Raw genomic sequence first — 21,485 nt, 5'->3', positions numbered from 1 at the left:
CCGACCCAGTAGTCAAATTTGAGGAATGCGCCATCGCTGTGCAGAGAATTCCTGCGGCGACGCCCGCCGAGATCTCCGAACTGGCCCTATGCTGTGCCGTGTTCATGCCCGCCGATCCGTCCCGTACCGGAAGCGTCGCTTTCTGGCGGCCCGACGGCGACGTCCCACCTGTGGTGGCGTCCGGCGCCTTCGACGACCTGACCGTGGCACTGCCCGGAGACGACGGTGTCGAGCTCGTGACCGTGCCCGCCGTCCTGCTCCCGGTGCGCGCCGCGTTGCCGGTCCTCACGCGCGCGCGTGGCGCCGCACACGCACACCGGGCGACCACTTTCTGGGGCGCGGCCTCCGTGCTCGCCCTCCAACTCGCCGCACGGGGGCTGCTGCTGCCGGGGCTGACGGCGAGCGACCACGACGCGTGGCGTGCCGGTCCGCTGCGGGCCGACGACCTGGAGCGCGTACGCGAACTCGCCGCGGCGATGCCGCCCGACGCGCACGCCGTACCGGTGGACGGCCGCGAGCCGGTGCGACTGCCCGACCCGGAGCGGTTGCTGCGAGCTTTCCTCGACGCGGTCGCCGACGCGCTGCCCCGCTCCCCCGCCGCGTCGCAGGCCGCGGGAGGTGCGGCCTTCACGGCGCCGGAGCCGCAGCATGTGCCGGAGCAACGCGCCTGGGCCGCCGACGTGGCCGCGGGGCACGACGCGGGCGTACGCGTCTCGTTGCGCGTCGAGGTCCCTGGGCTGGCGTCGGTCGGGGCGGACGAGACACGGCTCCCGTTCCGCGGGGTGCTGCAGGTGCACAGCGTGAACGACCCGGGTCTTGTCGCGGACGCCTCCGCCGTCTGGGCCGGATCGGCGGCCTTCGGCCCGCGCGCGCGGATGGACGTCCTGCTCGCCCTGCGCCGTGCGGCGCGCGCCTGGCCCCCGCTCACCCCGTTGCTCTCGGCGACCGTGCCGGACGCCGTCGAACTCGCCGACGAGGAGGTCACCGAACTCCTCGGCGAGGGCGCCCGCATGCTCGGGTCCGCCGGCGTCGACGTGCACTGGCCCAAGGAGTTGGCGCGCAAGCTGACCGCGCGCGCCGTCATCGGCCCGCCGGACGACGAGCGGAGTCCGGACAAGGTCGCGTCGGCCGTGCCCTCCTTCCTGTCCGCGGACGCGCTGCTTGCGTTCAACTGGTGGTTCGCGTTGGGCGATCAGCGACTCACACGACAGGAGCTGGACCACCTCGCGGAGGCGAACCGCCCCATGGTGCGGCTGCGCGACCAGTGGGTCCTCGTCGACCCGCAGGAGGTGCGCCGTGCCCGGGCGCAACAGGATCGCAAGGTCACGCCCGTCGAGGCGCTGAGCGCCGCTCTGACGGGTTCCACGGAGGTCGACGGCCGCAGGGTCGACGTACGGCCCACGGGGTGGCTGGCGACGCTGCGGGAGCGGCTCTCGGACCCGGAGGGACAGGAGCCGGTCGGGCAGCCCGCCGCGCTCGCCGCGACGCTGCGGGACTACCAGGTGCGGGGCCTCAACTGGCTCGCCCGCATGACCTCCTTGGGTCTGGGTGGCTGTCTGGCCGACGACATGGGCCTGGGCAAGACGATCACGCTGATCGCCCTGCATCTGCACCGGCAGACCGACATCTCGGCGGCGGGCCCCACCCTCGTGGTCTGTCCGGCCTCCCTGATGGGCAACTGGCAGCGCGAGATCGAGAAGTTCGCGCCCGGCACGCCGGTGCGCCGTTTCCACGGCTCGCGGCGCGGTCTGGAAGGCCTGGTGGACGGGGAGTTCGTGCTCACCACGTACGGCACGATGCGGCTCGACGCGCCACGACTGGCCGCGGTGCCGTGGAGCATGGTCGTCGCGGACGAGGCGCAGCACGTGAAGAACCCCTTCTCTGCGACGGCGCGGGCACTGCGCTCCGTCGGCGCACGCGCGCGCGTGGCGCTCACCGGCACGCCGGTGGAGAACAACCTCTCGGAGCTGTGGGCGATCCTCGACTGGACGACGCCGGGCCTGCTCGGGAGTCTCAGCTCCTTCCGGACGCGTTACGCGCAGGCCGTCGAAGACGCTCAGGATCCTGCAGCAGCAGAGCGGCTCACCCAGTTGGTCCGGCCGTTCCTGCTGCGGCGGCGCAAGTCGGACCCCGGTATCGCCCCCGAGCTGCCGCCGAAGACCGAGACCGACCGTGCCGTCTCGCTCACCAAGGAGCAGGCGGGTCTGTACGAGGCGGTGGTGCGTGAGACCCTCGCGGAGATCTCGGGCGCGGACAGCATGGCGCGGCGCGGTCTGATCGTGAAGCTGCTCACCGGGCTGAAGCAGATCTGCAACCACCCGGCGCAGTTCCTCAAGGAGGACCGGCCGAAGATCCCGGGCAGGTCCGGGAAGCTGGAGCTGCTGGACGAACTGCTCGACACCATCCTCTCCGAGGGAGCGAGCGTTCTGGTCTTCACGCAGTACGTGCGGATGGCGCGCCTCATCGAGCGCCATCTCGCGGTGCGCGGCGTCGCGACGCAGTTCCTGCACGGCGGGACGCCCGTCCATGAGCGCGAGGCGATGGTGGAGCGCTTCCAGGAGGGCGAAATCCCCGTCTTCCTGTTGTCGTTGAAGGCCGCGGGCACGGGCCTGAACCTGACGCGGGCCGAGCACGTCGTGCACTACGACCGCTGGTGGAACCCGGCCGTCGAGGCGCAGGCCACGGACCGCGCGTACCGCATCGGCCAGACCCGGCCCGTGCAGGTGCACCGACTGATCGCCGAGGGGACCATCGAGGACCGCATCGCCGAGATGCTGCGGCGCAAGCAGCAGTTGGCCGACGCGGTCCTCGGCGCCGGAGAGGCGGCGCTCACGGAGCTGACCGACGCCGAACTGGCCGACCTGGTGGAGCTGCGAGGGGACGCACGATGACGGATGGGAACGAGGAGCGTACGTTCGCGGCGCTGCCGCCCGCACAGGGGCAGGGCTTCGCGCAGACGTGGTGGGGCCGGGCCTGGCTGAAGGCGCTGGAGGACGCGGCGCTGGACTCGGAGCAGGTGAAGACGGGCCGCCGACTCGCGCGTACGGGGGCGGTGGGCGCCGTGTCGGTGCGGCCGGGGCGCGTCACCGCCGTCGTTCGGGACCGGGACGGCACCGCGCACCGCTCGGACGTGCTGCTTCAAGAACTGTCCGAGGAGCAGTGGGACCGTTTCCTGGACATGGCCGTCGAACGGGCCGGGCATGTCGCGGCGCTGCTCGACCGCGAGATGCCCCCGCATCTGGTGGAGGACGCGGCGGCGTCGGGAGTCGAGCTGCTTCCGGGTTTGGGTGACTTGGAGGCCGAGTGCGACTGCGGGGCCTGGGACCACTGCGGGCACACCGCGGCGCTCTGCTACCAGATGGCGCGGCTGCTCGACCAGGATCCGTTCGCCCTGCTGCTGATGCGCGGGCGCACCGAACGCACGTTGCTGGACGAGCTTCAGTCGCGCGGCAGCGCGACCGCGAAGCATCGGCCGGACGCCCCGGAACCCACTCAGCAGGGCGTGGACGCCAGCGAGGCGTACGCGGCCGGGGACATCCTGCCGCCCCTGCCCGCTCCTCCGATACTGCCCGAGGTACCCGGTCGACCGCCCTCCCTGGACACCGAGGCCGCGCCCGCGCCCGGCGTCGACCCGGCCGCCCTGGAGTTCCTCGCTACCGCGACCGCGGCCGAGGCGCACCGGCTGCTCGCCGAGGCGCTCAGACCGACTCACGGGCAGGAAGCACCGGCGGCGGAGTTGACGGTTGAGCAGGACGCGGTACGGCTTGCGGCGGTGGCCCCCGAGGGTGCGATCGTCGAGCGGCTGGCCGACGGATCGGGGCGCGACCGGCAGGAACTGGCGCTCGCCGTACGCGCCTGGCACCACGGGGGTGTGGTCGCGCTGGCCGTGCTGGAGGACGAGTGGGCCGTGGAGGCGGAGGCACTTGCACGCGCGCGTGCCGCCCTGGAGGCGGGCTGGGACGAGGACGAGCGGCCACGACTGCGGGCCACCCGCAACCGCTGGACCGCCGTCGGCGTACCTGCCCAGCTGCGTCTGGGGCGTGACGGCCGATGGTGGCCGTACCGCAAGGAGCGGGGCCGTTGGACCCCCGCGGGGCCGGCGGCAGGGGATCCGGCCACCGCCTTCGCGACGGCGCAGGGAGACCCGGGCGGCGACCCGATGAGTGGTTGACTCCCCACGTTCACCTCGAAGTCGTACGACGTTCGGCGCAGCGGCCAACTCTGGCCGCTGTCAACGAACTTGTGCCTCAGGAGGCCCGATGTCCCCGCATGCCGTCGGCCGGCGCCACGTCCACCGAACCGTCGCAGCGGGTGTACCGCTCGCGATGCTGGCCGCCCTCGTGGCGGTCGGCACCGCGCATGCTCAGGGCCATCCGTCGCAGCCGAGGGTCACGCGCACCGCGACCCTCGGCGACATCCCCCTGGGCACGTTCAGCAACGCGCTGCTGCCCGGCACGGTGGGCGACGACCGGGGCGTGGACCTCGGTGGGATCGGCAGCGACATCTACCCGGCCGGGCGCCGGGGCGAGTTCTGGACGGTCACCGACCGCGGCCCCAATGGGCAGATCAAGGTCGACGGCAAGAAGCGCCGCACGTTCCCGGTGCCCGGCTTCGACCCGGCGATCGTGAAGATCAGGGTGTCCGGTGACACCGTGAAGGTGCTGGACGCGCTCCCGATCACCACGTCCTCCGGGAAGCCCGTCACCGGGCTGTCCAACCAGGCGGGGCGTGACGAGGCGCCGTACTCCTATGACGCGCAGACCCCCCTCACGTACAACCCGAACGGCGTGGACACCGAAGGCATCGTCCGTTCCGCGGACGGCAGTTTCTGGCTCATCGACGAGTACGGTCCCTCGTTGATCCATGTCTCCGCGCGCGGGAAGGTGCTCACGCGCTACGTGCCCAAGGGGCTGAACCTGACCGGCACCGACTACCCGGTGGTCGAGGCGCTGCCTGCCGTCCTGCTGCACCGGAAGATCAATCGCGGCTTCGAGGGGCTCGCCCAGCTTCCGGGCGGCGACCTGGTGATGGCCGTGCAGAGCCCGCTCTCGGTGCCGGACGGCGACGCGGGGGACGCGTCGCGCACGACGCGGCTGCTGCGCTTCTCCCCGAAGAAGCGGGCCGTCACCGCCGAGTACGCCTACCGCTTCGACCCGGTGAACGTGGTCGACCCCAGCGAGGACGACACCTCAGAGCTGAAGATCTCCTCCGTGGTGGCCGTCGGCCGTGATCGGCTGCTGGTGGAGGAACGCACGGACAAGGCGGCGCGGTTGCAGGTGGTGGAGCTCACGCGCAGCGCGAACATCCTCGGCGGCCCCTGGGACAGCGACACGACGTCCCCCTCTCTGGAACAGCTCGACGATCCGGCCGCCTCCGGCGTCCCGGTGCTCGCCAAGCATCTGGTCGTGGACCTGGGAACGGTCGCGGGGGTACCCGGAAAGATCGAGGGCATCGCGCGCGTGGACCACGACACACTCGCACTGATCAACGACAACGACTTCGGGATGACCGACGGGGCGGGTGCCTTCGACGCGCAGGGCCGCCTGGTGGACAGCGGTATCGAGACGACGGTCACGTACGTACGGCTGCCGCACGGGATCTGATCTCAGGACCCCTTTGCGTCGGGCACGCGTGCGTGAGTTGCGAAACAGCGTCCACGCGCGCGTGCCCATCGCCTCAGCGGCTTACGGCAGCGTGCCGTTCTCCTAGGTCGGCAGGAGCGACTGCAGGTCGCTCGGCAGGATGCTGCGCAGATCGCTCGGCAGCTCCGAGGGCAAGGACGAAGGCAGGGACGAAGGCAGCTCGCTGGGCAGCTCGGACGGAATGCTCAGCGACGGGGACGACGATCCCTGAGTGCCGCCACTCTCGGTCGACCCCTTCTTGTCGGGCGTGTCGCTGCCGCCGCGGGTCATCAGCACCGCGGCGACGACAGCCACGATGACCACGAGCGCGGCGAGCGCGAGGAACAGCGGGGTACGGCGCCGCCCCCCACCGGGGCCTCCCGGACCACCGGGAGATCCAGAGGGAGGCTCGGGACCGTCACCCCCCGGAGGGGGACCGTAGCCCTCGAAAGGGGGACCTTGGTCTCCCGGAGGAGGCCCATAGCCTCCGGGCGGCGGGCCGAAGCCACCGTTTCCCGGAGGGGGTGTGTTTCCTGGCGGCCGGGGAGGCTGGGGCGGTAAGGGCGGGGTGGCCATAGCGTCAAGACTCGCCTCGAACCGGTCATGGGGCGACCCCTGTGCCGAAGTTGATACGGACTCATGCCGTGGATCGCATGATTCCGGAGCATTCCCCGCCGGGGCCGCGCAGCAAAAGGTGAGGCCCGGCCCGCCAGAATACGGGCCAGACCTCACCAGGGCACGATCAGCCCCGCGCGCCCAGCAGGTGGTCCATGGCGAGCTGGTCCAGCCGCTCGAAGGCCATCCCACGCGCGGCGGCCGCCTCCACGTCGAACTCCTCGAAGGCCGCACGGTCCGCGAGCAGCCCCGTCAGGCCGTCCGCCGCGGTGGGCTGCGCCAGTTCGTCGAGGCGCGACGCGCGCAGCGCCTCCTGGACCTCGGGGTCGGCACGGAAGGCGGACGTACGCTCCCGCAGGATCAGGTAGTTGCGCATGCAGCCCGCGGCCGACGCCCACACCCCGTCGAAGTCCTCGGTCCGCGGGGGCTTGAAGTCGAAGTGCTTCGGCCCCGCGTACCCGGCGCTCTCCAGGAGGTCGACCAGCCAGAACGCGGAGCGCAGGTCACCGGCGCCGAAGCGCAGGTCCTGGTCGTACTTGATGCCGGACTGCCCGTTGAGGTCGATGTGGAAGAGCTTGCCGGCCCACAGGGCCTGCGCGATGCCGTGCGGGAAGTTCAGCCCGGCCATCTGCTCGTGACCCACCTCGGGGTTGACGCCGTACATTTCCGGGCGCTCCAGGCGCTCGATGAAGGCGAGCGCGTGGCCGACGGTGGGAAGCAGGATGTCGCCGCGTGGCTCGTTCGGCTTCGGCTCGATCGCGAACTTGAGGTCGTAACCCTGGGAGATCACGTACTCGCCGAGGAGGTCGAAGGCCTCCTTCATGCGGTCGAGCGCGACGCGCACGTCCTTGGCGGCGCCGGACTCGGCACCCTCACGGCCGCCCCAGGCGACATACGTCTGCGCGCCGAGTTCGACCGCGAGGTCGATGTTGCGGATCGTCTTGCGCAGCGCGTAGCGACGCACGTCCCTGTCGTTCGCGGTGAACGCGCCGTCCTTGAAGACGGGGTGCGTGAACAGGTTGGTGGTGGCCATCGGCACCCGCATGCCGGTCGCGTCCAGGGCCTGGCGGAAGCGCTTGATGTGCGACTCACGCTCGCTGTCCGAGGACCCGAAGGGAATCAGGTCGTCGTCGTGGAAGGTCACACCGTGGGCGCCGAGCTCGGCCAGGCGCTGCACCGACTCGACCGGGTCCAGGGCGCGCCGGGTGGCGTCGCCGAACGGGTCCCTTCCCTGCCAGCCGACGGTCCACAGGCCGAAGGTGAACCTGTCCTCGGGGGTGGGCTGGTAGTTCATGCCGCGGCTCCTTGCTAGCTCCGACTATTTCGTCATGGCGGTTAACAAATTAGTATGCGGAGGCATCTCTGGGAAGAGACGAAATGCGAAACCTGGGCCACACCGGTCCGCAAGCCCCACCATCAGGACAGATCCCGCGGAGCCGCGGAAGAGGGAGAGCCCGATGTCAGCAGCCGAGGGTCCGCTCGTCGTCGGGGTGGACACATCCACCCAGTCCACCAAGGCCCTGGTCGTCGACGCGTCGACCGGACAGGTGGTGGCGAGCGGGCAGGCACCGCACACCGTCTCCACCGGGGCGGGCCGCGAGAGCGACCCGCGGCAGTGGTGGGACGCGCTCCGCGAGGCGCTGCACCAGTGCGGCGAGGCGGCCCACGAGGCCGCCGCGGTGTCGATCGGCGGCCAGCAGCACGGGCTCGTCACCCTCGACGCCCAGGGCGATCCCGTACGCCCGGCCTTGCTGTGGAACGACGTACGCTCGGCGCCACAGGCCCGTCGGTTGGTCGAGGAGCTGGGCGGCCCTAAGGCCTGGGCCGAACGCACGGGCAGCGTGCCCGGCCCCTCCTTCACGGTCACGAAGTGGGCCTGGCTGGCCGAGCACGAACCCGACGCCGTCCGCGCGACCGCGGCAGTACGGCTGCCCCACGACTACCTCACCGAACGCCTCACGGGAGAGGGCACGACCGATCGCGGCGATGCCTCCGGTACCGGCTGGTGGGCGTCCGGTACGGAGAGGTACGACGAAGAGGTCCTCGCGCACGTCGGACTCGACCCGGCGCTGCTCCCCCGCATCGCCCGGCCCGGTGAGGTGGCCGGAACCGTGCACGCCCGCGATGAGCTGCCCTTCTCCAGGGGCACGCTGGTCGCCGCCGGCACCGGCGACAACGCCGCCGCCGCGCTCGGCCTCGGACTGCGTCCCGGCACCGCCGTACTGAGCCTCGGCACCTCCGGCACGGTGTACGCCGTCTCGACGCGGCGCTCCGCCGACCCGACCGGCACCGTCGCGGGCTTCGCCGACGCACGCGGCGACTGGCTTCCACTGGCCTGCACCTTGAACTGCACACTCGCCGTCGATCGTGTCGCCGCGCTGCTGGGCCTCGATCGCGAGGCCGTCGAACCGGGCGCCGGCGTGACGCTGCTTCCCTACCTGGACGGTGAGCGCACCCCGAACCTGCCCCATGCCTCGGGGCTGCTGCACGGCCTCAGGCACGACACGACGGGCGGGCAGCTGCTGCAGGCGGCGTACGACGGCGCGGTCCACTCCCTCCTCGGCGCCCTCGACCTGGTGCTCGACCCGGACGCGGACCGCTCCGCGCCGCTGCTGCTCATCGGCGGGGGCGCCCGGGGAACAGCCTGGCAGCAGACCGTACGCCGGCTGTCGGGACGTCCGGTCCAGGTGCCCGAGGCCAAGGAACTGGTCGCGCTGGGCGCCGCCGCGCAGGCCGCGGGCCTGCTGACCGGCGAGGACCCGGCCGCGGTGGCCCGCCGCTGGGGAACGGCCCACGGGCCGGTGCTCGAAGCCGTGGACCGGGACGAGGAGACGCTCGCCAGGATCGCCGGGGTACTCTCCGACGCGGCCCCGCTCCTGGAACGGGAACCGAACAAGGACTGAGCGAGCACGGACGAGGACAGCCCTTTGGGGAACGGCCGGACGAGGACTGACGGAGGCATGACCGCACCACTGCACGAGGCCCACCCGACCGGTTCCGGCCGTCGACTGCCCGACACCCAACAGGGCATGCGCCGCCGCAACCTCTCCCGTGTCATGCACACCGTGAGCGCGGAGGGGCCGCTGTCGCGTGCCGCCGTCGCCTCGCACATCGGTCTGACGCGGGCGGCGGTCTCGACACTGGTGGACGAACTGATCCGCTCGGGGCTCCTCGAAGAGCTGGGCCCCGAGCGGCCCGGACGGGTGGGGCGACCGGGCTCGGCACTCGCCGTCAGCAGGCACGGCCCCGCCGGGATAGGCGCGGAGGTGGGGGTCGACCATCTGGCGGTGTGCGCCGTCGATCTGCGCGGTGACGTACGGGCACGGGCGGTGCGGCACGGCACGAACCGCGGGCGGCCGCCCGAGCCGGTGCTCCAGGAGCTGACCGCGCTGGTGCGGCAGGTCGTCGCCGAGGCCGAACGGGAGGGGCTGTGGCCCGCGGGCCTCGCTGTCGCGGTGCCCGGCCTGGTGGCCCGCGACGACCGAACCGTGGTCCGTGCCCCCAACCTCGACTGGAATGACACGGATCTCGGCGCGCTGTTGCCCGGGGACCTCCCGCTGACCGTGGACAACGAAGCCAACTTCGGCGGTCTGGCGGAACTCTGGCTCGGCGATGCCACCCCACGTGACTTCCTGCATGTCTCCGCGGAGATCGGCATCGGTGCGGCCGTGGTCGTGGACGGACGGTTGCTCCGCGGAACCCGCGGTTTCGCGGGCGAGCTGGGGCATGTACCGGTGTGGCCGGACGGGCCTCCTTGCCCGTGCGGCGGACGGGGTTGCCTCGAGCAGTACGCGGGTGAGGAGGCCGTGCTGCGCGCGGCCGGTCTGGAGCCGCGTGAGGACCGGGTCGGGCTGCTGGCCGAGCGTGCCGCCCAGGGCGATGCGGAGGTACGGCGTGCCCTGCGCGACGCCGGGACCGCGCTCGGTATCGCGCTCACGGGCGCGGTCAACCTCCTCGATCCGGAGACGGTCGTGCTGGGTGGAGCGCTGTCCGGTCTCGCACCGTGGCTGCTGCCTTCTCTGGAGGGCGAGTTGGCGCGGCGCACGGCGGGCCCCGCCTGTGCCGTGTCCGTGTCACCCCTGGGGCCCGAGGGGCCACTGCTGGGGGCCGCCCACTCGGTGGTGCGGGCGGTGCTCGACGATCCGGCGGGGTTCGCGGAGCGGGCGTAGAGCGGTCATCGCGGTCATGACGGCCATCGCGGCTATCGCGGTCATCGCAGTCGACGCGGTCGACGGCGCGGTACTCAGGGTCCCTTTCCCCCTCACGGGTGACCGAGTTGTCCACAGTCCCGGAGTTGTCCACCGCCGAACGCCGTGCCCTCCCGCCCAACCGGCAAGCGCCGTACCGTAATTCACGCGAGGCGCAGCCGTCGGGCCGATGGCTGGTCGTCCGGACGAATCGGGGGATCGGGGGGTTCAGATGTCGGGGGAGACGGTTCCAGGGCTGCGGCGCGAGGCTGTTGGGCTGCGGGAGGTCCTGTTCCAGAGCGTCACAGCCATGGCGCCGGCCGCGGCGGTCGCCGCGTCCATTCCGTCGGGCGCGGCCTTCGCGGGCGGCAGTCTGCCCCTATCCGTGCTGATAGCCCTCGTCGCCTGCCTCTTCACCGCGTCCTGTGTGGCCGAGCTGGCACGACAGTTGCCCACCGCGGGCTCGGTGGCCACGTACGCGGCCCAGGGACTGCACCCGGCCGTGGGGTTCCTCGTCGGCTGGGGCTATGTGTTCGTCGAGGCGCTGGTGCCACCGCTGCTGCTCCTGCAACTCGGCTTCACCACGGCGGGCACACTCCACCAGGAGTGGTCCTCCTACCCGGACGACCTGTGGTGGCCGTGGTCGCTCGCGGGCGCGGCGATCATCGCGGTCGCCGGATACTTCGGAGTGCGCGCCTCGGCCCGCTTCGGCACCGTCCTCGGCGTCTTCGAGGTGCTGGTCTTCCTCGTCTTCGCGATATGGCTGATCGTCAAGGCCGGGGGCGACAACACGCTCTCGGTGTTCGGGACCTCTCACACGGCCGAGGGATACGAAGGCGTCAGTGGTGTGTTCGCGGGATCGGTCTACACGGTGCTGGCCTTCGCCGGATTCGAGGCGGCGGCACCGCTCGCCGAGGAGACGAAGGATCCCCGCCGGACCATGCACCGCGCGGTCCTCGGCGCGGCGCTGGGGATCGGTCTCTTCTACGTCCTCACCACGTACGCCATATCGGTGCACTTCGGCCCCGAGCGCTTCGGGGACTTCGGGGCCTCCGGCGCGGCGTCCTGGGAAGGCGTGGCCCGCGCTTCCTTCGGACTGTTCTGGGTCCTGGTGTTCCTGGCGGTCGTCAACTCCACGATCGCCAACGCCAACGCCTGCGCGACGGTCTCCACCCGCACGGCCTTCGCCCTGGCCCGGATCAAGGTGTTCCCGCGGCTCTTCGCGCACGTGCATCCGAGGCACCGCTCCCCCGTCGCCGGCGTCGCCGCGCAGTGCGGCGTGGCGGTCGCGGCTGTGCTGGGCCTCGGTCTGTACTACGACCCCGTCACGGCGTTCCTGCTGCTCGCGACAGTGATCGTCACGGTCGTCATCGGCGTGTACATCGTGGTGAATCTCGCCTGTGCGGGCTACTTCCTGCGCCGCAGACGAGAGTTGTTCAAACCGGTGCGGCATCTGCTCTTCCCTCTGCTGGGCATCGTCGCCTTCGTGCCCGCGCTGCTGACGGCCGCGGGCCTGCCCGTCTTCGACTTCGTTTCGAAGCTCACCGCGCCCGTTTCGTATGCGGGACCGGTTGTCGGAGTCTGGATGGCGGTCGGGGTCGTGGTATTGATCGTCCTGTCGCGCCGCCATCCCGGGCGCCTAGCCGAGACCGCCCGTGTCCACCTCGACGAGACCTCGCCCCCCGAGTCCCCCGACCTTCGGCAGAACGGAGCCGTGCAGCCATGAGTGACCCCCGCATCCTGACCGTGCGCCCCGAACCGGGCGAGTACGCCTGGACGTTCGGTGGCGTACCGCCCGTGGCACGCATCGCGCCGGGCACCGTCCTCGATCTGTACACGGAGGACTGCTTCGCCGGGCGGGTGCGCTCGGAGAAGGACCTGGTGTCCGAGGTGTGCGAGTTCCCGTTCCTCAATCCGCAGACCGGCCCCTTCCATGTGGACGGCGCGGAGCCGGGCGACACCGTGGCGGTGCACTTCGTGTCGATCGAGCCCGCTCGCGACTGGGCGGCCTCGACGACTGTCCCGCTGTTCGGCGCGCTCACCTCCACGCACACCACGGCCACGCTGCAGCCTCCGCTGCCGGAGACCGTGTGGATCTGGCAGCTCGACCGGGAGCGGCGCACCGCCCTGTTCAGCGCCCGGGACAACGACATCCGGATCGAGTTGCCCATGGACCCGATGCACGGCACGGTCGGAGTGGCGCCCGCGAACCTCGAGGTGCGCTCCGCGCTGGTGCCCGACGCGCACGGCGGGAACATGGACACTCCGGAGATGCGGGCCGGCGTCACCTGTTTCCTCGGGGTGAACGTCGAGGGCGCCCTGTTGAGCCTCGGTGACGGGCATGCCCGGCAGGGCGAGGGCGAGACATGTGGTGTGGCCGTCGAATGCGCGATGAACACGGTGGTGATCGTCGAGTTGCTCAAGGGAGTCGCCACCCCTTGGCCGCGCATCGAGTCCGACACGCACATCATCTCGACCGGCTCGGCACGCCCGCTGGAGGACGCGTTCCGCATATCGCAGCTCGACCTGGTGCAGTGGTTGGCGCGCGACTACGGGTTCAGCGAACTGGACGCCTACCAGTTCGCGACCCAGGCGGTGGAATCGCCGCTCGCCAACGTCTGCGACACCAACTACACGTGCGTCGCCAAGATCCGCAAGGAGTGGCTGCCCGCGCGCGAGACACACCGCGGCCTGCACGCGCGACTGCGTGACACCGCCGCGACGCTGCGCCGCTGAGCGCGGCTGACCCTCGTCCCCCCATCACCGAAAGGCAACTCCCCCATGGAACGGGCCAGATCGTTCCCGAGCCGGCGACGCCTGCTCAAGGGCGGCGCCGCCCTCGCCGCCCTCCCCTACGCGTTACTTCCCGGTGCGCAGGCGACGGCGGAGACGGCGGTGGTCGACTATCCGCTCGCCGAATGGGCAGCGGCGAGCACCTCGAACTACACGGCGTCCGGTCGGCCGACGGCCTATCCGCTCGACTACGTGGTCATTCACGTCACGCAGGAGACCTGTCCCAGAACCGTGGCCATCTTCCAGAACCCCCAGAAGAAGGTGTCCGCGCACTACCTCGTGCGATCAGCCGACGGGCATGTCGCCCAGTGTGTCAGGGAGCGCGACATCGCCTGGCACGCGGGGAACTGGGACTACAACACCCGCAGCATCGGCATCGAACACGAGGGCTGGGTGGACCGGCCCGCCTATTTCACCAACGCGCTCTACGAGGAGTCCGCCAAGCTGACCGCCGCGATCTGCGCGAAGCACGGCATCCCCAAGGACCGGGCTCACATCATCGGCCACTATGAGGTACCGGGCACCGACCACACGGATCCGGGGCCGAACTGGGACTGGACGCGGTACATAAAGCTCGTCAACTTCGCCTGACGGAGCGTCCGCCGCAGCCCCCGACGACCCACGCCCATGTGAGCGCCACGTGAGGAGCTCCGTCACGGCGCTTGTCCGCGCCCGCACCGGGAGTGACGATGGTCTCAGCCGCATCGCCTACCGGGAGGCCGAGTTGACCGAACCGTGGGTGGCCCTCGAACCAGGAGCCGATCCCGTCGAGCGGGTGCGGATACTGCGCCGCGCGCACGAGGCGTTCACCGAGGCGGGCACGGTGCCGCGACCGGTGCGCTCCGTGGTGGCCGATTCATGGCGGCGATCGGCACGGGCCGGTGTCGCACCGGACGGCACGGCACACGTGGAACTCACGGACGGCGACCTGGGCTCCTACCGGTCGGAGCATCCGCTGGCCCGGGTGATGCCGCTCTTCCGGGAGCTCATGGGGACGTTCGCGGCGGACGGCGAGCACCTTCTCGCGGTGTGCGACGCGCAGGGCCGGCTGTTGTGGGTCGAGGGACATCCGGCGACGCGGCGGCAGGCTGGGCGGATGAACTTCGTACCGGGCGCGCGGTGGTCGGAGACCTCGGTCGGCACCAACGCGCCGGGAACGGCGGTCGCCGTGGACCGACCGGTGCAGGTGTTCGCGGCCGAGCACTTCATCCGCCGGGTTCAGCCCTGGACGTGCGCCGCGGCGCCGGTGCACGATCCGCGCACCGGGCGGGTGCTCGGCGCGGTGGACATCACGGGCGGGGACGGGCTCGCCCATCCGCACAGTCTCGGTTTCGTGCAGGCGGTGGCGCGGGCCGCCGAGTCCCAGTTGGCACTGCTCGCACCGGCGGAAGCAGCTGCCGACACGGTCGAACTGACCGCGCTCGGCCGCGACGAGGCCCAACTGGTCGCGGGCGGCCGGAAGGTCAGGCTCAGCCGCAGGCACAGCGAGATCCTGGTGCTGCTGGCAAGACACCCGGAGGGGCTCTCGGGCGACGAGTTGCTGTGCGCGCTGTACGAGGACGAGTCGGTGACGCCGGTGACCCTGCGCGCCGAGCTGACCCGACTGCGCCGGCTGCTCGGCCCCGGGCTGCTGGGCTCGCGGCCCTACCGGCTCACGGCGCCGGTCGAGTCCGACGTGGCGGTCGTCGAACGGCGGCTCGCTACGGGTGCGGTCACGGCGGCCGCGGCGGCGTACGCCGGTCCGCTGCTGCCGGGTTCGGGGGCCCCGGCCGTGGTGCGGTTGCGGCGCCGCCTCGCCGACGAGCTGCGTACGGCGCTCCTCGCGCGTCGCGACCCCGACCTGTTGGCGGACTGGGCGCGCGCCCCATGGGGCGAGGACGACCTCGACGTCTGGCGGGCGCTGGCCGCCGTACGCCCGACGACGACGGTGCGGGCCCGGCTGGAGGAGTTGGAGCGCGAACAGGCCGCGCCACCGGGCCGACCGTACCCCGCGGCGCTCGCGGCGCGGCGTCGGTCGGTTGCCGGGCAGGGCCGACCTGCTTCGTCCGCAACGTCGTTGCAACGTCCGCGCTCCTAGCCTCGCGGCGAGAGCTGTCCAACGGCGGGCAGCGCTTCTCCGGGAGGCAGACCAGCATGACCCGTTACGCGGCGCCCGGCACCGAGGGCGCGATCGTCTCCTACCAGGCGCGTTACGACCACTTCATCGGCGGCGAGTACGTGCCGCCGGCTCGTGGGCAGTACTTCGAGAACCCGAGTCCGGTGAACGGACAGCCGTTCACGGAGGTCGCGCGGGGCACCGCCGAGGACGTGGAACGCGCGCTGGACGCGGCGCACGCGGCCGCGCCCGGCTGGGGCCGCACCTCCGTCACCGCGCGAGGCGACATCCTGCTGAAGATCGCCGACCGGATGGAGGCGAACCTGGAGAAGCTGGCGGTCGCCGAGAGCTGGGAGAACGGCAAGCCGGTCCGCGAGACCCTGGCCGCCGACATCCCGCTGGCCATCGACCACTTCCGTTACTTCGCGGGGGCGATCCGCGCCCAGGAGGGTTCGCTCGGCGAGGTCGACGACGACACCGTCGCGTACCACTTCCACGAGCCGCTCGGGGTCGTCGCGCAGATCATTCCCTGGAACTTCCCGATCCTGATGGCGGTCTGGAAGCTCGCCCCGGCGCTGGCCGCGGGCAACGCGGTCGTCATCAAGCCCGCCGAGCAGACCCCGGCGTCCCTTCACTACTGGATGAGCCTGATCGCGGACCTGCTGCCGCCGGGCGTCGTCAACATCGTCAACGGCTTCGGCGTGGAGGCGGGCAAGCCGCTCGCGTCCAGCCCGCGGGTGGCGAAGGTGGCGTTCACGGGTGAGACCACGACCGGGCGGCTGATCATGCAGTACGCCTCGGAGAACATCAAGCCGGTCACGCTGGAACTCGGCGGCAAGTCCCCGAACATCTTCTTCGACGACGTCTGGGCGCAGAACGACGACTTCCGGGACAAGGCGCTCGAGGGCTTCACGATGTTCGCCCTCAACCAGGGCGAGGTCTGCACCTGCCCGTCACGGGCGCTCGTCCAGCGCGGTCACTACGGCGAGTTCATGGAGGCGGCGGTCGCCCGCACCGAGCTGATCAAGCCGGGCCACCCGCTCGACACCGACACGATGATCGGCGCGCAGGCCTCCAACGACCAGTTGGAGAAGATCCTCTCCTACCTGGACATCGGTCGGCAGGAGGGCGCCAGGATCCTCACCGGTGGCGAACGTGTCGAGTACGACGGTGAGTTGAAGGGCGGCTACTACGTCCAGCCGACGATCTTCGAGGGTGACAACCGGATGCGGATCTTCCAGGAGGAGATCTTCGGCCCGGTCGTCTCGGTCACGTCGTTCGACGACTTCGACGACGCCATCAAGACCGCCAACGACACGCTGTACGGCCTCGGGGCCGGCGTATGGACGCGCGATATCAACACCGCGTACCGGGCGGGCCGTGCGATCCAGGCGGGCCGGGTGTGGACGAACTGCTACCACGCCTACCCCGCGCACGCGGCGTTCGGCGGCTACAAGCAGTCCGGGATCGGCCGCGAGACGCACAAGATGATGCTGGAGCACTACCAGCAGACCAAGAATCTTCTGGTGTCGTACTCGCCGAAGAAGCTGGGCTTCTTCTAGGCGCCCGAAGAAAGGCGCCTGACCTGGGTTTTCACCCGTCAGGCGCCTTTCGCTCCGCCCGCTCTCGACCGAGCCCGGCACAGCCGGCGCGCCAACTCCCCATTCCACCCTCAGCCGTACCCCTCCTGACCAATGCCTCCGGACCAGTCACGGACCTGACCGCCGGTTCAGCAGTGCGTCGCGCGTGCCGCGCGACGCTTGAGCGAGCGCACCTCGTGGGGCTAGGTCGCTGCCTGCCGGGCATCCGGCCGATGACGGTCGGAGAGCTCTCCCGCCCTTCCGTGTGCCGGTCAAGATCCTGCACGGATCGACCGGCGGTGGCTGAACCACACACTCGTCGGCGATGACCTGAAGGTGACATATGCGGCATATGTGACAGTATGGTATGCGTGCCATTTAGTGCTGGCGAGAACTTCTTTGCTGAACCCTCGACTGGGAGGGTTCAGACAGGCGAGAGGAGTACATCATGATCGCCAAGCTGCTCGGCAAACTGTCCTTCACCCGCCACTACGGTGCGTACGGGGAACACGAATGGGACGGGTACGCCGGCGACGACCGGGCCTGACCGCACTGCCGACGGGCGCCCCCGGGCGTCCGTCGGTTCTCAGCCACGCTGCCGACGATATCGACCTGGACAGGTACCAGAGTCAGGGACGATCTCATGGGCCGAATGAATGAGCCGCCGCTGTTGCCCGAAGGCAGTTTCGCGGCCTGGAGCCGCGACCGGCTGGCGGTGGCACGCCGTGGCGCTGACGAGTGCGGGGACGTCTGGCAGCTGGAGCCGGGTGTCTACGTGGCCGCTACGGCCGGACCGTGTGAAGCGGTCCTGCACCGCGCTCAGGACTTCCCCAAGGCATCCTCGCCTCTCTTCCCGCCGTTGAAGGGGCCGAGTGGAACACCGACGCCTGAGGAGCGTGCCCACGCTCACGCCGCCCGCATGCGCGGGCTGCGCCCGCAGGCGGTTGCAGCCCGCATCGGTGAGATCGCGCCCCTGACCGCTCGATTTGCTGACCAGTGGCCCACGGGCCGGGACGTCGAGATTCTGCCCCCGGTCCGGCACGCCCTGGCAGACGTCGGCTTGCGCTACCTCTTCTCCGAAGACGCCCCCACCCTGCTGCCCTTTGCCTCACAGCTCTTCCTGGCCCGAGAGGTGCTCGTAAGCCCCTCGCGCTGGGTATGGCCGCGCTGGATCCCCACACCGGCGCGGCGGTTCCGTACACGGCAGCAAGTCGCCTTTACCAACGCTTTGCAGCCCATCATCCGCCGGCGCCGTTCATCGGGCCGGCTCGGTGACGACCTGCTGGGACAGATGCTCCGGCCCTCCTCCCGCTACGGCCTGCTGCCGGAAGAGGCCATCCTCGACACTCTCCCCGGAATCACCGTCGCCACCTTCGAGGCACCTTCCCGAGCAGCCGGATGGATCCTGCTCCACCTGGCCCGGCACCCCCAGGCAGCGGGCCGCGTCGCGGCCGAAGCCGACGTGCTGCCCGCGGACCCTGCCGCGACGACCAGCGCCCACCTCGACAGCCTGCAATACACCCAGGCACTGGTACGCGAGGTGCTGCGACTGCACCCCCCGAGCTGGCTACTGACCCGGCGCGCCACGCGACAGACTCAGCTCGCCGACTACACCATCGATGCCGGGTCCACCGTTCTCGTCTGCCCCTACACCGCCCACCGCGACGCACGGGAACACTCCGAGCCGGACCGGTTCCAGCCCGAGCGCTGGCTCGATGATTCGGGCTCGCCGGCGAAACCCGGGGTCTTCCTCTCCTTCGGTACCGGGCCCCACGGCTGCGAGGGAGCCGCTCTGGCCATGGCGATGCTGACGCTCCTGACCGCGCAGACCGCCCGCCGCTACCACGTGAGCGAGCCGCCCGGACCGGAACCCAGCTACCAGGTCACCACCTTCGTAGGTCTCGCAACGGTCGGCTTGCGCCTGCGTGCCACCGTGCGCGGCTGAGGGCAGTCCTGCGCGCGAGGCCGAGAGGCACGCCGAGGCAGGTGTTGCCCGCGGTGCACTGACTCACCGCTGATCGGCGTCCTCGTACCGGGCCTCGTGCCGACGCTGGTCGGCCCGCACCGTGAGCTGTCGGCTCATGAGAAACCGGGGGCGGAGCCGGTGAAGACCCACAAGGCGGCTGTGTACCACAGCAGCGCGATGGCGGCGACCAGAACGCCGCCGGCGGCCGGAAGCGCCCAACCGGGCAGTCGGCGGCTGCGTACCACCAGCACCTTGGCGACGAACGCGCCGTACAGGACGCAGCCAGCGATGGAGTGCACCGCCACTCGGCTGCTCGTGAACTCAACTCCGTAGGCGGTGACGCAGTGGTAGGAGATGGGCAGCGAGAGCAGAAAGGCAAGGAGGCCGATGAGCCGGTGTGTGGGGGGCACCCGGTGCGGCGCGGCCCCCGCTCCCGGTAGGCGCTGGTACATCCACAGCCCGAGCAGCAGTTGGACGACCGCGAGTGCCATCAGGGCGCTGCCCAGGCGCGCCTTGAGGTCGTAGACGCCGGAGCCATGCTGCCCGAACAGCCCGCTGGTGTAGTCGGGTGTGTGCGTGCGGCCGAACGCGTATACCCCCACCGCGACCGCGACCGGCAGCAAGGCAGCCAAAAAGCCCGCAACCTTTCGTGCGGGACGGCGCGTCCGCGTGTCCGTGTGCCCGGTCATCGGTCCCCGATCGATCGGGGTCGACCTTGCGGCCGGACGCGTTGACGACGTATCACTGTGGAGCATTTCGAGGTGCTGATCAGGTTGCTCCTGGCAAACGGGGCCGCCTTGGGCGTGCCGGAGGTGAGCGGCGGCGGCCAGGCAAACGCGCTTGCTCCGCCGCCGGTCGGCATAGGCGACTTGGCGGCCTGGGGGAGGTAGAGCGTCCGCCCCTTGGCGTCATCCAGGACGGGGCCGAGCTCGCTGAAGTGCACCGTGGCCGTGCCAGGGACGGGGGCCGCGCTGCCGGGTGCGGCCGAGCCGCTGTATGGGGGGATACCCGCTGACAGCGCTCGAGCTGTGGGCCTGGCGCGGGCGGACGGGATCGTCCGGCTGGGACAGCCGCTTGCAGCAGCAGGCGGCATGGCGGAAACCGCCGGCACTGTCGCCGCGGCCATTCCTTTCATGAGCGCTCCATGGTGTCGGACGGCGCATCCAGGCAGCCGCGGGAAACGACCCCGGCGGACCTCTTCTCCCAGTTGGCCCCGGGTGCTCGGGTCCTGTCCACTCCAACTGGTCCGCCTGGGCAGTCTCGACGGCTTTCTCGTCGCGCTCGGCCACCCGCCTCGCGGGCGCCTGTGGGCTGAAGCCGAGCCGGTTCATCAACACCCTTCTGACCGCGACGCACCGCCACGCGATTGCGACGGCGCCCCACCACTACGCGATGCCGACCGCGCCCCCTACGCGATCGCGCGCACCGCGGCCTCGGTCAGGGTGGCCGCTGTGCGCACGGCGCTGGTGATGGCCTCGTCGGGGTCGAGCCCGCACAGGTCGGTGAGGGTGAAGAGCGCCTCGGCGCTCACGACCACCGCGAGATCCCGCTTGAGTTGGGTGAAGCCGTCCGGGTCCCTCGCGCCGAGCGTGTCCTCCAGAGGGAGGAGCGCATGGTCGATGAGTCCGAAGCGAACGCCCGGTCGCGTGGTCACCGTCTCGGGCCGGGTGATGGTGGCGGCGATCATCGCGCGTACCGAGCCCTGGCGGGCGAGGACGCCGCGGAGGAGGAACTCGCAGGCGAAGGCGACGCGCTCGACGGGGTCGGCGGAGTCCGCGACCGACGCGAGCGCCTCGGCGGGGGGCGGCCAGACGCCGGCCAGGGCCTCGCTGATCAGCGACGGAAGGTCGGGGAAGTACCGATAGGCGGTGGCCTCGGAGACGAGGGCCGCGCGGGCGATCGCGGGCATGGTCACCTCGGCGCCGGTGTCCATGAGATCCCGGGCGGCCGCCACGATCGCCGTTCGCGTGCGCTGCTTCTGGTTGGTGCGGCCGGTGCCCGCCTGCGCCGTCATCGTGGGACTCCTCCTGTTGACTCACCCGCATTTTAGCAGCCCTCCCTCGTCGTGAGAGTTGACTTGCATTATGCTATCCGACTCCCCTAACCTCATGAGAGTCAACTCTCACGAAGGAGCAGCAATGAGCACGGTTTCCGTGGTCGGCCCGGACGACGGCGAGACCATCCAGCTGGGCCCCACGCAGATGCGCATCCTCGAGGACGGCAGCACCACCGGGCACCGCCTCGGAATCGGAGAGATCACCATCGCCCCGCACACCCAGGGCCCGCCCCAGCACCGTCACGCCCAGCACGACGAGGGCTTCTACGTCGTCTCCGGCACCGTGCACTTCACCATCGGGGAGACGACCCACGTGGCCCCGGCCGGCACGCTCGCCATGATTCCGCCCGGCGCCCCGCACACCTTCGCCAACCTCGGCGACACGCCCGCGGTGATGCTCAACACCTTCACCCCCGACCTGTACGTCCAGTACTTCCGCGACCTGCGGAACATGATCGCGGGTGGCCAGGAACTGACCCCGGAGTCGACCGTCGCGGTGATGAGCCGCTACGCCACCGTCCCCGCGACCGACTTCGCGTGAGCGTGAGAGCAACCCTCTTCCCTCTCGACAC

Annotated in this window: 16 protein-coding genes; 12 read left to right on the top strand and 4 right to left on the bottom strand. The window is 71.0% G+C overall.

The window, feature by feature from the left end; genetic code table 11:
* Window positions 1–104 precede the first annotated feature (104 nt).
* The 3 genes from ACZ7M3_RS01155 to ACZ7M3_RS01145 all read left to right on the top strand — a co-directional run bounded on the left by ACZ7M3_RS01155 (window position 105) and on the right by ACZ7M3_RS01145 (window position 5,603).
* Window positions 105–2,891, top strand: a complete 2,787-nt coding sequence (locus ACZ7M3_RS01155) for a DEAD/DEAH box helicase (RefSeq protein ID WP_472060979.1) — start codon at window positions 105–107, stop codon at window positions 2,889–2,891.
* Entirely contained in the window at window positions 2,888–4,171 is a 1,284-nt protein-coding gene (locus ACZ7M3_RS01150; RefSeq protein WP_472059869.1) for an SWF or SNF family helicase, read from the top strand. The genes ACZ7M3_RS01155 and ACZ7M3_RS01150 overlap by 4 nt, the downstream gene beginning before the upstream one ends.
* A gap of 88 nt (window positions 4,172–4,259) precedes the next feature.
* The gene (locus tag ACZ7M3_RS01145) at window positions 4,260–5,603 is read left to right on the top strand and encodes an esterase-like activity of phytase family protein (RefSeq protein WP_472059868.1); all 1,344 of its coding nucleotides are present in this window, start codon (window positions 4,260–4,262) and stop codon (window positions 5,601–5,603) included.
* 102 nt (window positions 5,604–5,705) lie between these two features.
* Here the strand turns inward: ACZ7M3_RS01145 and ACZ7M3_RS01140 are convergent, their stop codons facing one another.
* Both ACZ7M3_RS01140 and xylA read right to left on the bottom strand, forming a co-directional pair.
* The gene (locus tag ACZ7M3_RS01140; RefSeq protein ID WP_261686910.1) at window positions 5,706–5,936 is read right to left on the bottom strand and encodes a hypothetical protein; all 231 of its coding nucleotides are present in this window, start codon (window positions 5,934–5,936) and stop codon (window positions 5,706–5,708) included.
* Between the two features lie 427 nt (window positions 5,937–6,363).
* Window positions 6,364–7,530, bottom strand: a complete 1,167-nt coding sequence (gene xylA, locus ACZ7M3_RS01135; protein ID WP_472059867.1) for a xylose isomerase — start codon at window positions 7,528–7,530, stop codon at window positions 6,364–6,366.
* A 163-nt stretch (window positions 7,531–7,693) separates the two neighbouring features.
* Between xylA and xylB the strand changes: the two genes are divergently transcribed.
* The 8 genes from xylB to ACZ7M3_RS01095 all read left to right on the top strand — a co-directional run bounded on the left by xylB (window position 7,694) and on the right by ACZ7M3_RS01095 (window position 18,836).
* Window positions 7,694–9,139: a xylulokinase gene (xylB, locus tag ACZ7M3_RS01130; protein WP_472059866.1), complete on the top strand. Its 1,446-nt coding sequence runs from the start codon at window positions 7,694–7,696 to the stop codon at window positions 9,137–9,139.
* Window positions 9,140–9,196: 57 nt separating this feature from the next.
* Window positions 9,197–10,405: an ROK family protein gene (locus ACZ7M3_RS01125; RefSeq protein WP_452968087.1), complete on the top strand. Its 1,209-nt coding sequence runs from the start codon at window positions 9,197–9,199 to the stop codon at window positions 10,403–10,405.
* A gap of 250 nt (window positions 10,406–10,655) precedes the next feature.
* Window positions 10,656–12,149, top strand: coding sequence for an APC family permease (locus tag ACZ7M3_RS01120; protein ID WP_472059865.1), 1,494 nt, complete (start codon window positions 10,656–10,658; stop codon window positions 12,147–12,149).
* Entirely contained in the window at window positions 12,146–13,159 is a 1,014-nt protein-coding gene (locus ACZ7M3_RS01115; RefSeq protein ID WP_472059864.1) for an acetamidase/formamidase family protein, read from the top strand. Before ACZ7M3_RS01120 ends, ACZ7M3_RS01115 begins: the two co-directional genes overlap by 4 nt.
* A 45-nt stretch (window positions 13,160–13,204) precedes the next feature.
* Window positions 13,205–13,807, top strand: a complete 603-nt coding sequence (locus ACZ7M3_RS01110; protein ID WP_472059863.1) for an N-acetylmuramoyl-L-alanine amidase — start codon at window positions 13,205–13,207, stop codon at window positions 13,805–13,807.
* Between the two features lie 133 nt (window positions 13,808–13,940).
* Entirely contained in the window at window positions 13,941–15,293 is a 1,353-nt protein-coding gene (locus ACZ7M3_RS01105; protein WP_472060978.1) for a GAF domain-containing protein, read from the top strand.
* Between the two features lie 56 nt (window positions 15,294–15,349).
* A complete protein-coding gene (exaC, locus tag ACZ7M3_RS01100) occupies window positions 15,350–16,873 on the top strand; it encodes an acetaldehyde dehydrogenase ExaC (RefSeq protein WP_095856053.1) in 1,524 nt (507 codons plus the stop codon).
* A 661-nt stretch (window positions 16,874–17,534) separates the two neighbouring features.
* A complete protein-coding gene (locus ACZ7M3_RS01095; protein ID WP_472059862.1) occupies window positions 17,535–18,836 on the top strand; it encodes a cytochrome P450 in 1,302 nt (433 codons plus the stop codon).
* Between the two features lie 134 nt (window positions 18,837–18,970).
* On the opposite strand, the gene ACZ7M3_RS01090 is transcribed toward ACZ7M3_RS01095, so the two are convergent.
* On the bottom strand, window positions 18,971–19,546 hold the full coding sequence (locus ACZ7M3_RS01090) for a DUF6529 family protein (protein WP_472059861.1): 576 nt from the start codon (window positions 19,544–19,546) through the stop codon (window positions 18,971–18,973).
* A gap of 719 nt (window positions 19,547–20,265) precedes the next feature.
* Window positions 20,266–20,871 (bottom strand): TetR/AcrR family transcriptional regulator, encoded by a 606-nt coding sequence (locus tag ACZ7M3_RS01085; RefSeq protein WP_472059860.1) that lies wholly within the window; start codon window positions 20,869–20,871, stop codon window positions 20,266–20,268.
* 124 nt (window positions 20,872–20,995) lie between these two features.
* Here ACZ7M3_RS01085 and ACZ7M3_RS01080 point away from each other — a divergent pair, with 124 nt between their 5' ends.
* Window positions 20,996–21,454, top strand: coding sequence for a cupin domain-containing protein (locus tag ACZ7M3_RS01080; RefSeq protein WP_067378616.1), 459 nt, complete (start codon window positions 20,996–20,998; stop codon window positions 21,452–21,454).
* Window positions 21,455–21,485 lie beyond the last annotated feature (31 nt).

It is taken from the genome of Streptomyces sp. NPDC111656 (assembly GCF_055656965.1).
This window is presented reverse-complemented; position numbering and strand designations above follow the sequence as displayed.

Bases quoted from the DNA above. Each gene is read 5' to 3' on its own strand.
- ACZ7M3_RS01155 (WP_472060979.1), top strand. From the start codon at position 105: ATGCCCGCCGATCCGTCCCGTACCGGAAGCGTCGCTTTCTGGCGGCCC.
- ACZ7M3_RS01150 (WP_472059869.1), top strand. From the start codon at position 2,888: ATGACGGATGGGAACGAGGAGCGTACGTTCGCGGCGCTGCCGCCCGCA.
- ACZ7M3_RS01145 (WP_472059868.1), top strand. From the start codon at position 4,260: ATGTCCCCGCATGCCGTCGGCCGGCGCCACGTCCACCGAACCGTCGCA.
- xylA (WP_472059867.1), bottom strand. From the start codon at position 7,530: ATGAACTACCAGCCCACCCCCGAGGACAGGTTCACCTTCGGCCTGTGG.
- xylB (WP_472059866.1), top strand. From the start codon at position 7,694: ATGTCAGCAGCCGAGGGTCCGCTCGTCGTCGGGGTGGACACATCCACC.
- ACZ7M3_RS01125 (WP_452968087.1), top strand. From the start codon at position 9,197: ATGACCGCACCACTGCACGAGGCCCACCCGACCGGTTCCGGCCGTCGA.
- ACZ7M3_RS01120 (WP_472059865.1), top strand. From the start codon at position 10,656: ATGTCGGGGGAGACGGTTCCAGGGCTGCGGCGCGAGGCTGTTGGGCTG.
- ACZ7M3_RS01115 (WP_472059864.1), top strand. From the start codon at position 12,146: ATGAGTGACCCCCGCATCCTGACCGTGCGCCCCGAACCGGGCGAGTAC.
- ACZ7M3_RS01110 (WP_472059863.1), top strand. From the start codon at position 13,205: ATGGAACGGGCCAGATCGTTCCCGAGCCGGCGACGCCTGCTCAAGGGC.
- exaC (WP_095856053.1), top strand. From the start codon at position 15,350: ATGACCCGTTACGCGGCGCCCGGCACCGAGGGCGCGATCGTCTCCTAC.
- ACZ7M3_RS01095 (WP_472059862.1), top strand. From the start codon at position 17,535: ATGGGCCGAATGAATGAGCCGCCGCTGTTGCCCGAAGGCAGTTTCGCG.
- ACZ7M3_RS01090 (WP_472059861.1), bottom strand. From the start codon at position 19,546: ATGACCGGGCACACGGACACGCGGACGCGCCGTCCCGCACGAAAGGTT.
- ACZ7M3_RS01085 (WP_472059860.1), bottom strand. From the start codon at position 20,871: ATGACGGCGCAGGCGGGCACCGGCCGCACCAACCAGAAGCAGCGCACG.
- ACZ7M3_RS01080 (WP_067378616.1), top strand. From the start codon at position 20,996: ATGAGCACGGTTTCCGTGGTCGGCCCGGACGACGGCGAGACCATCCAG.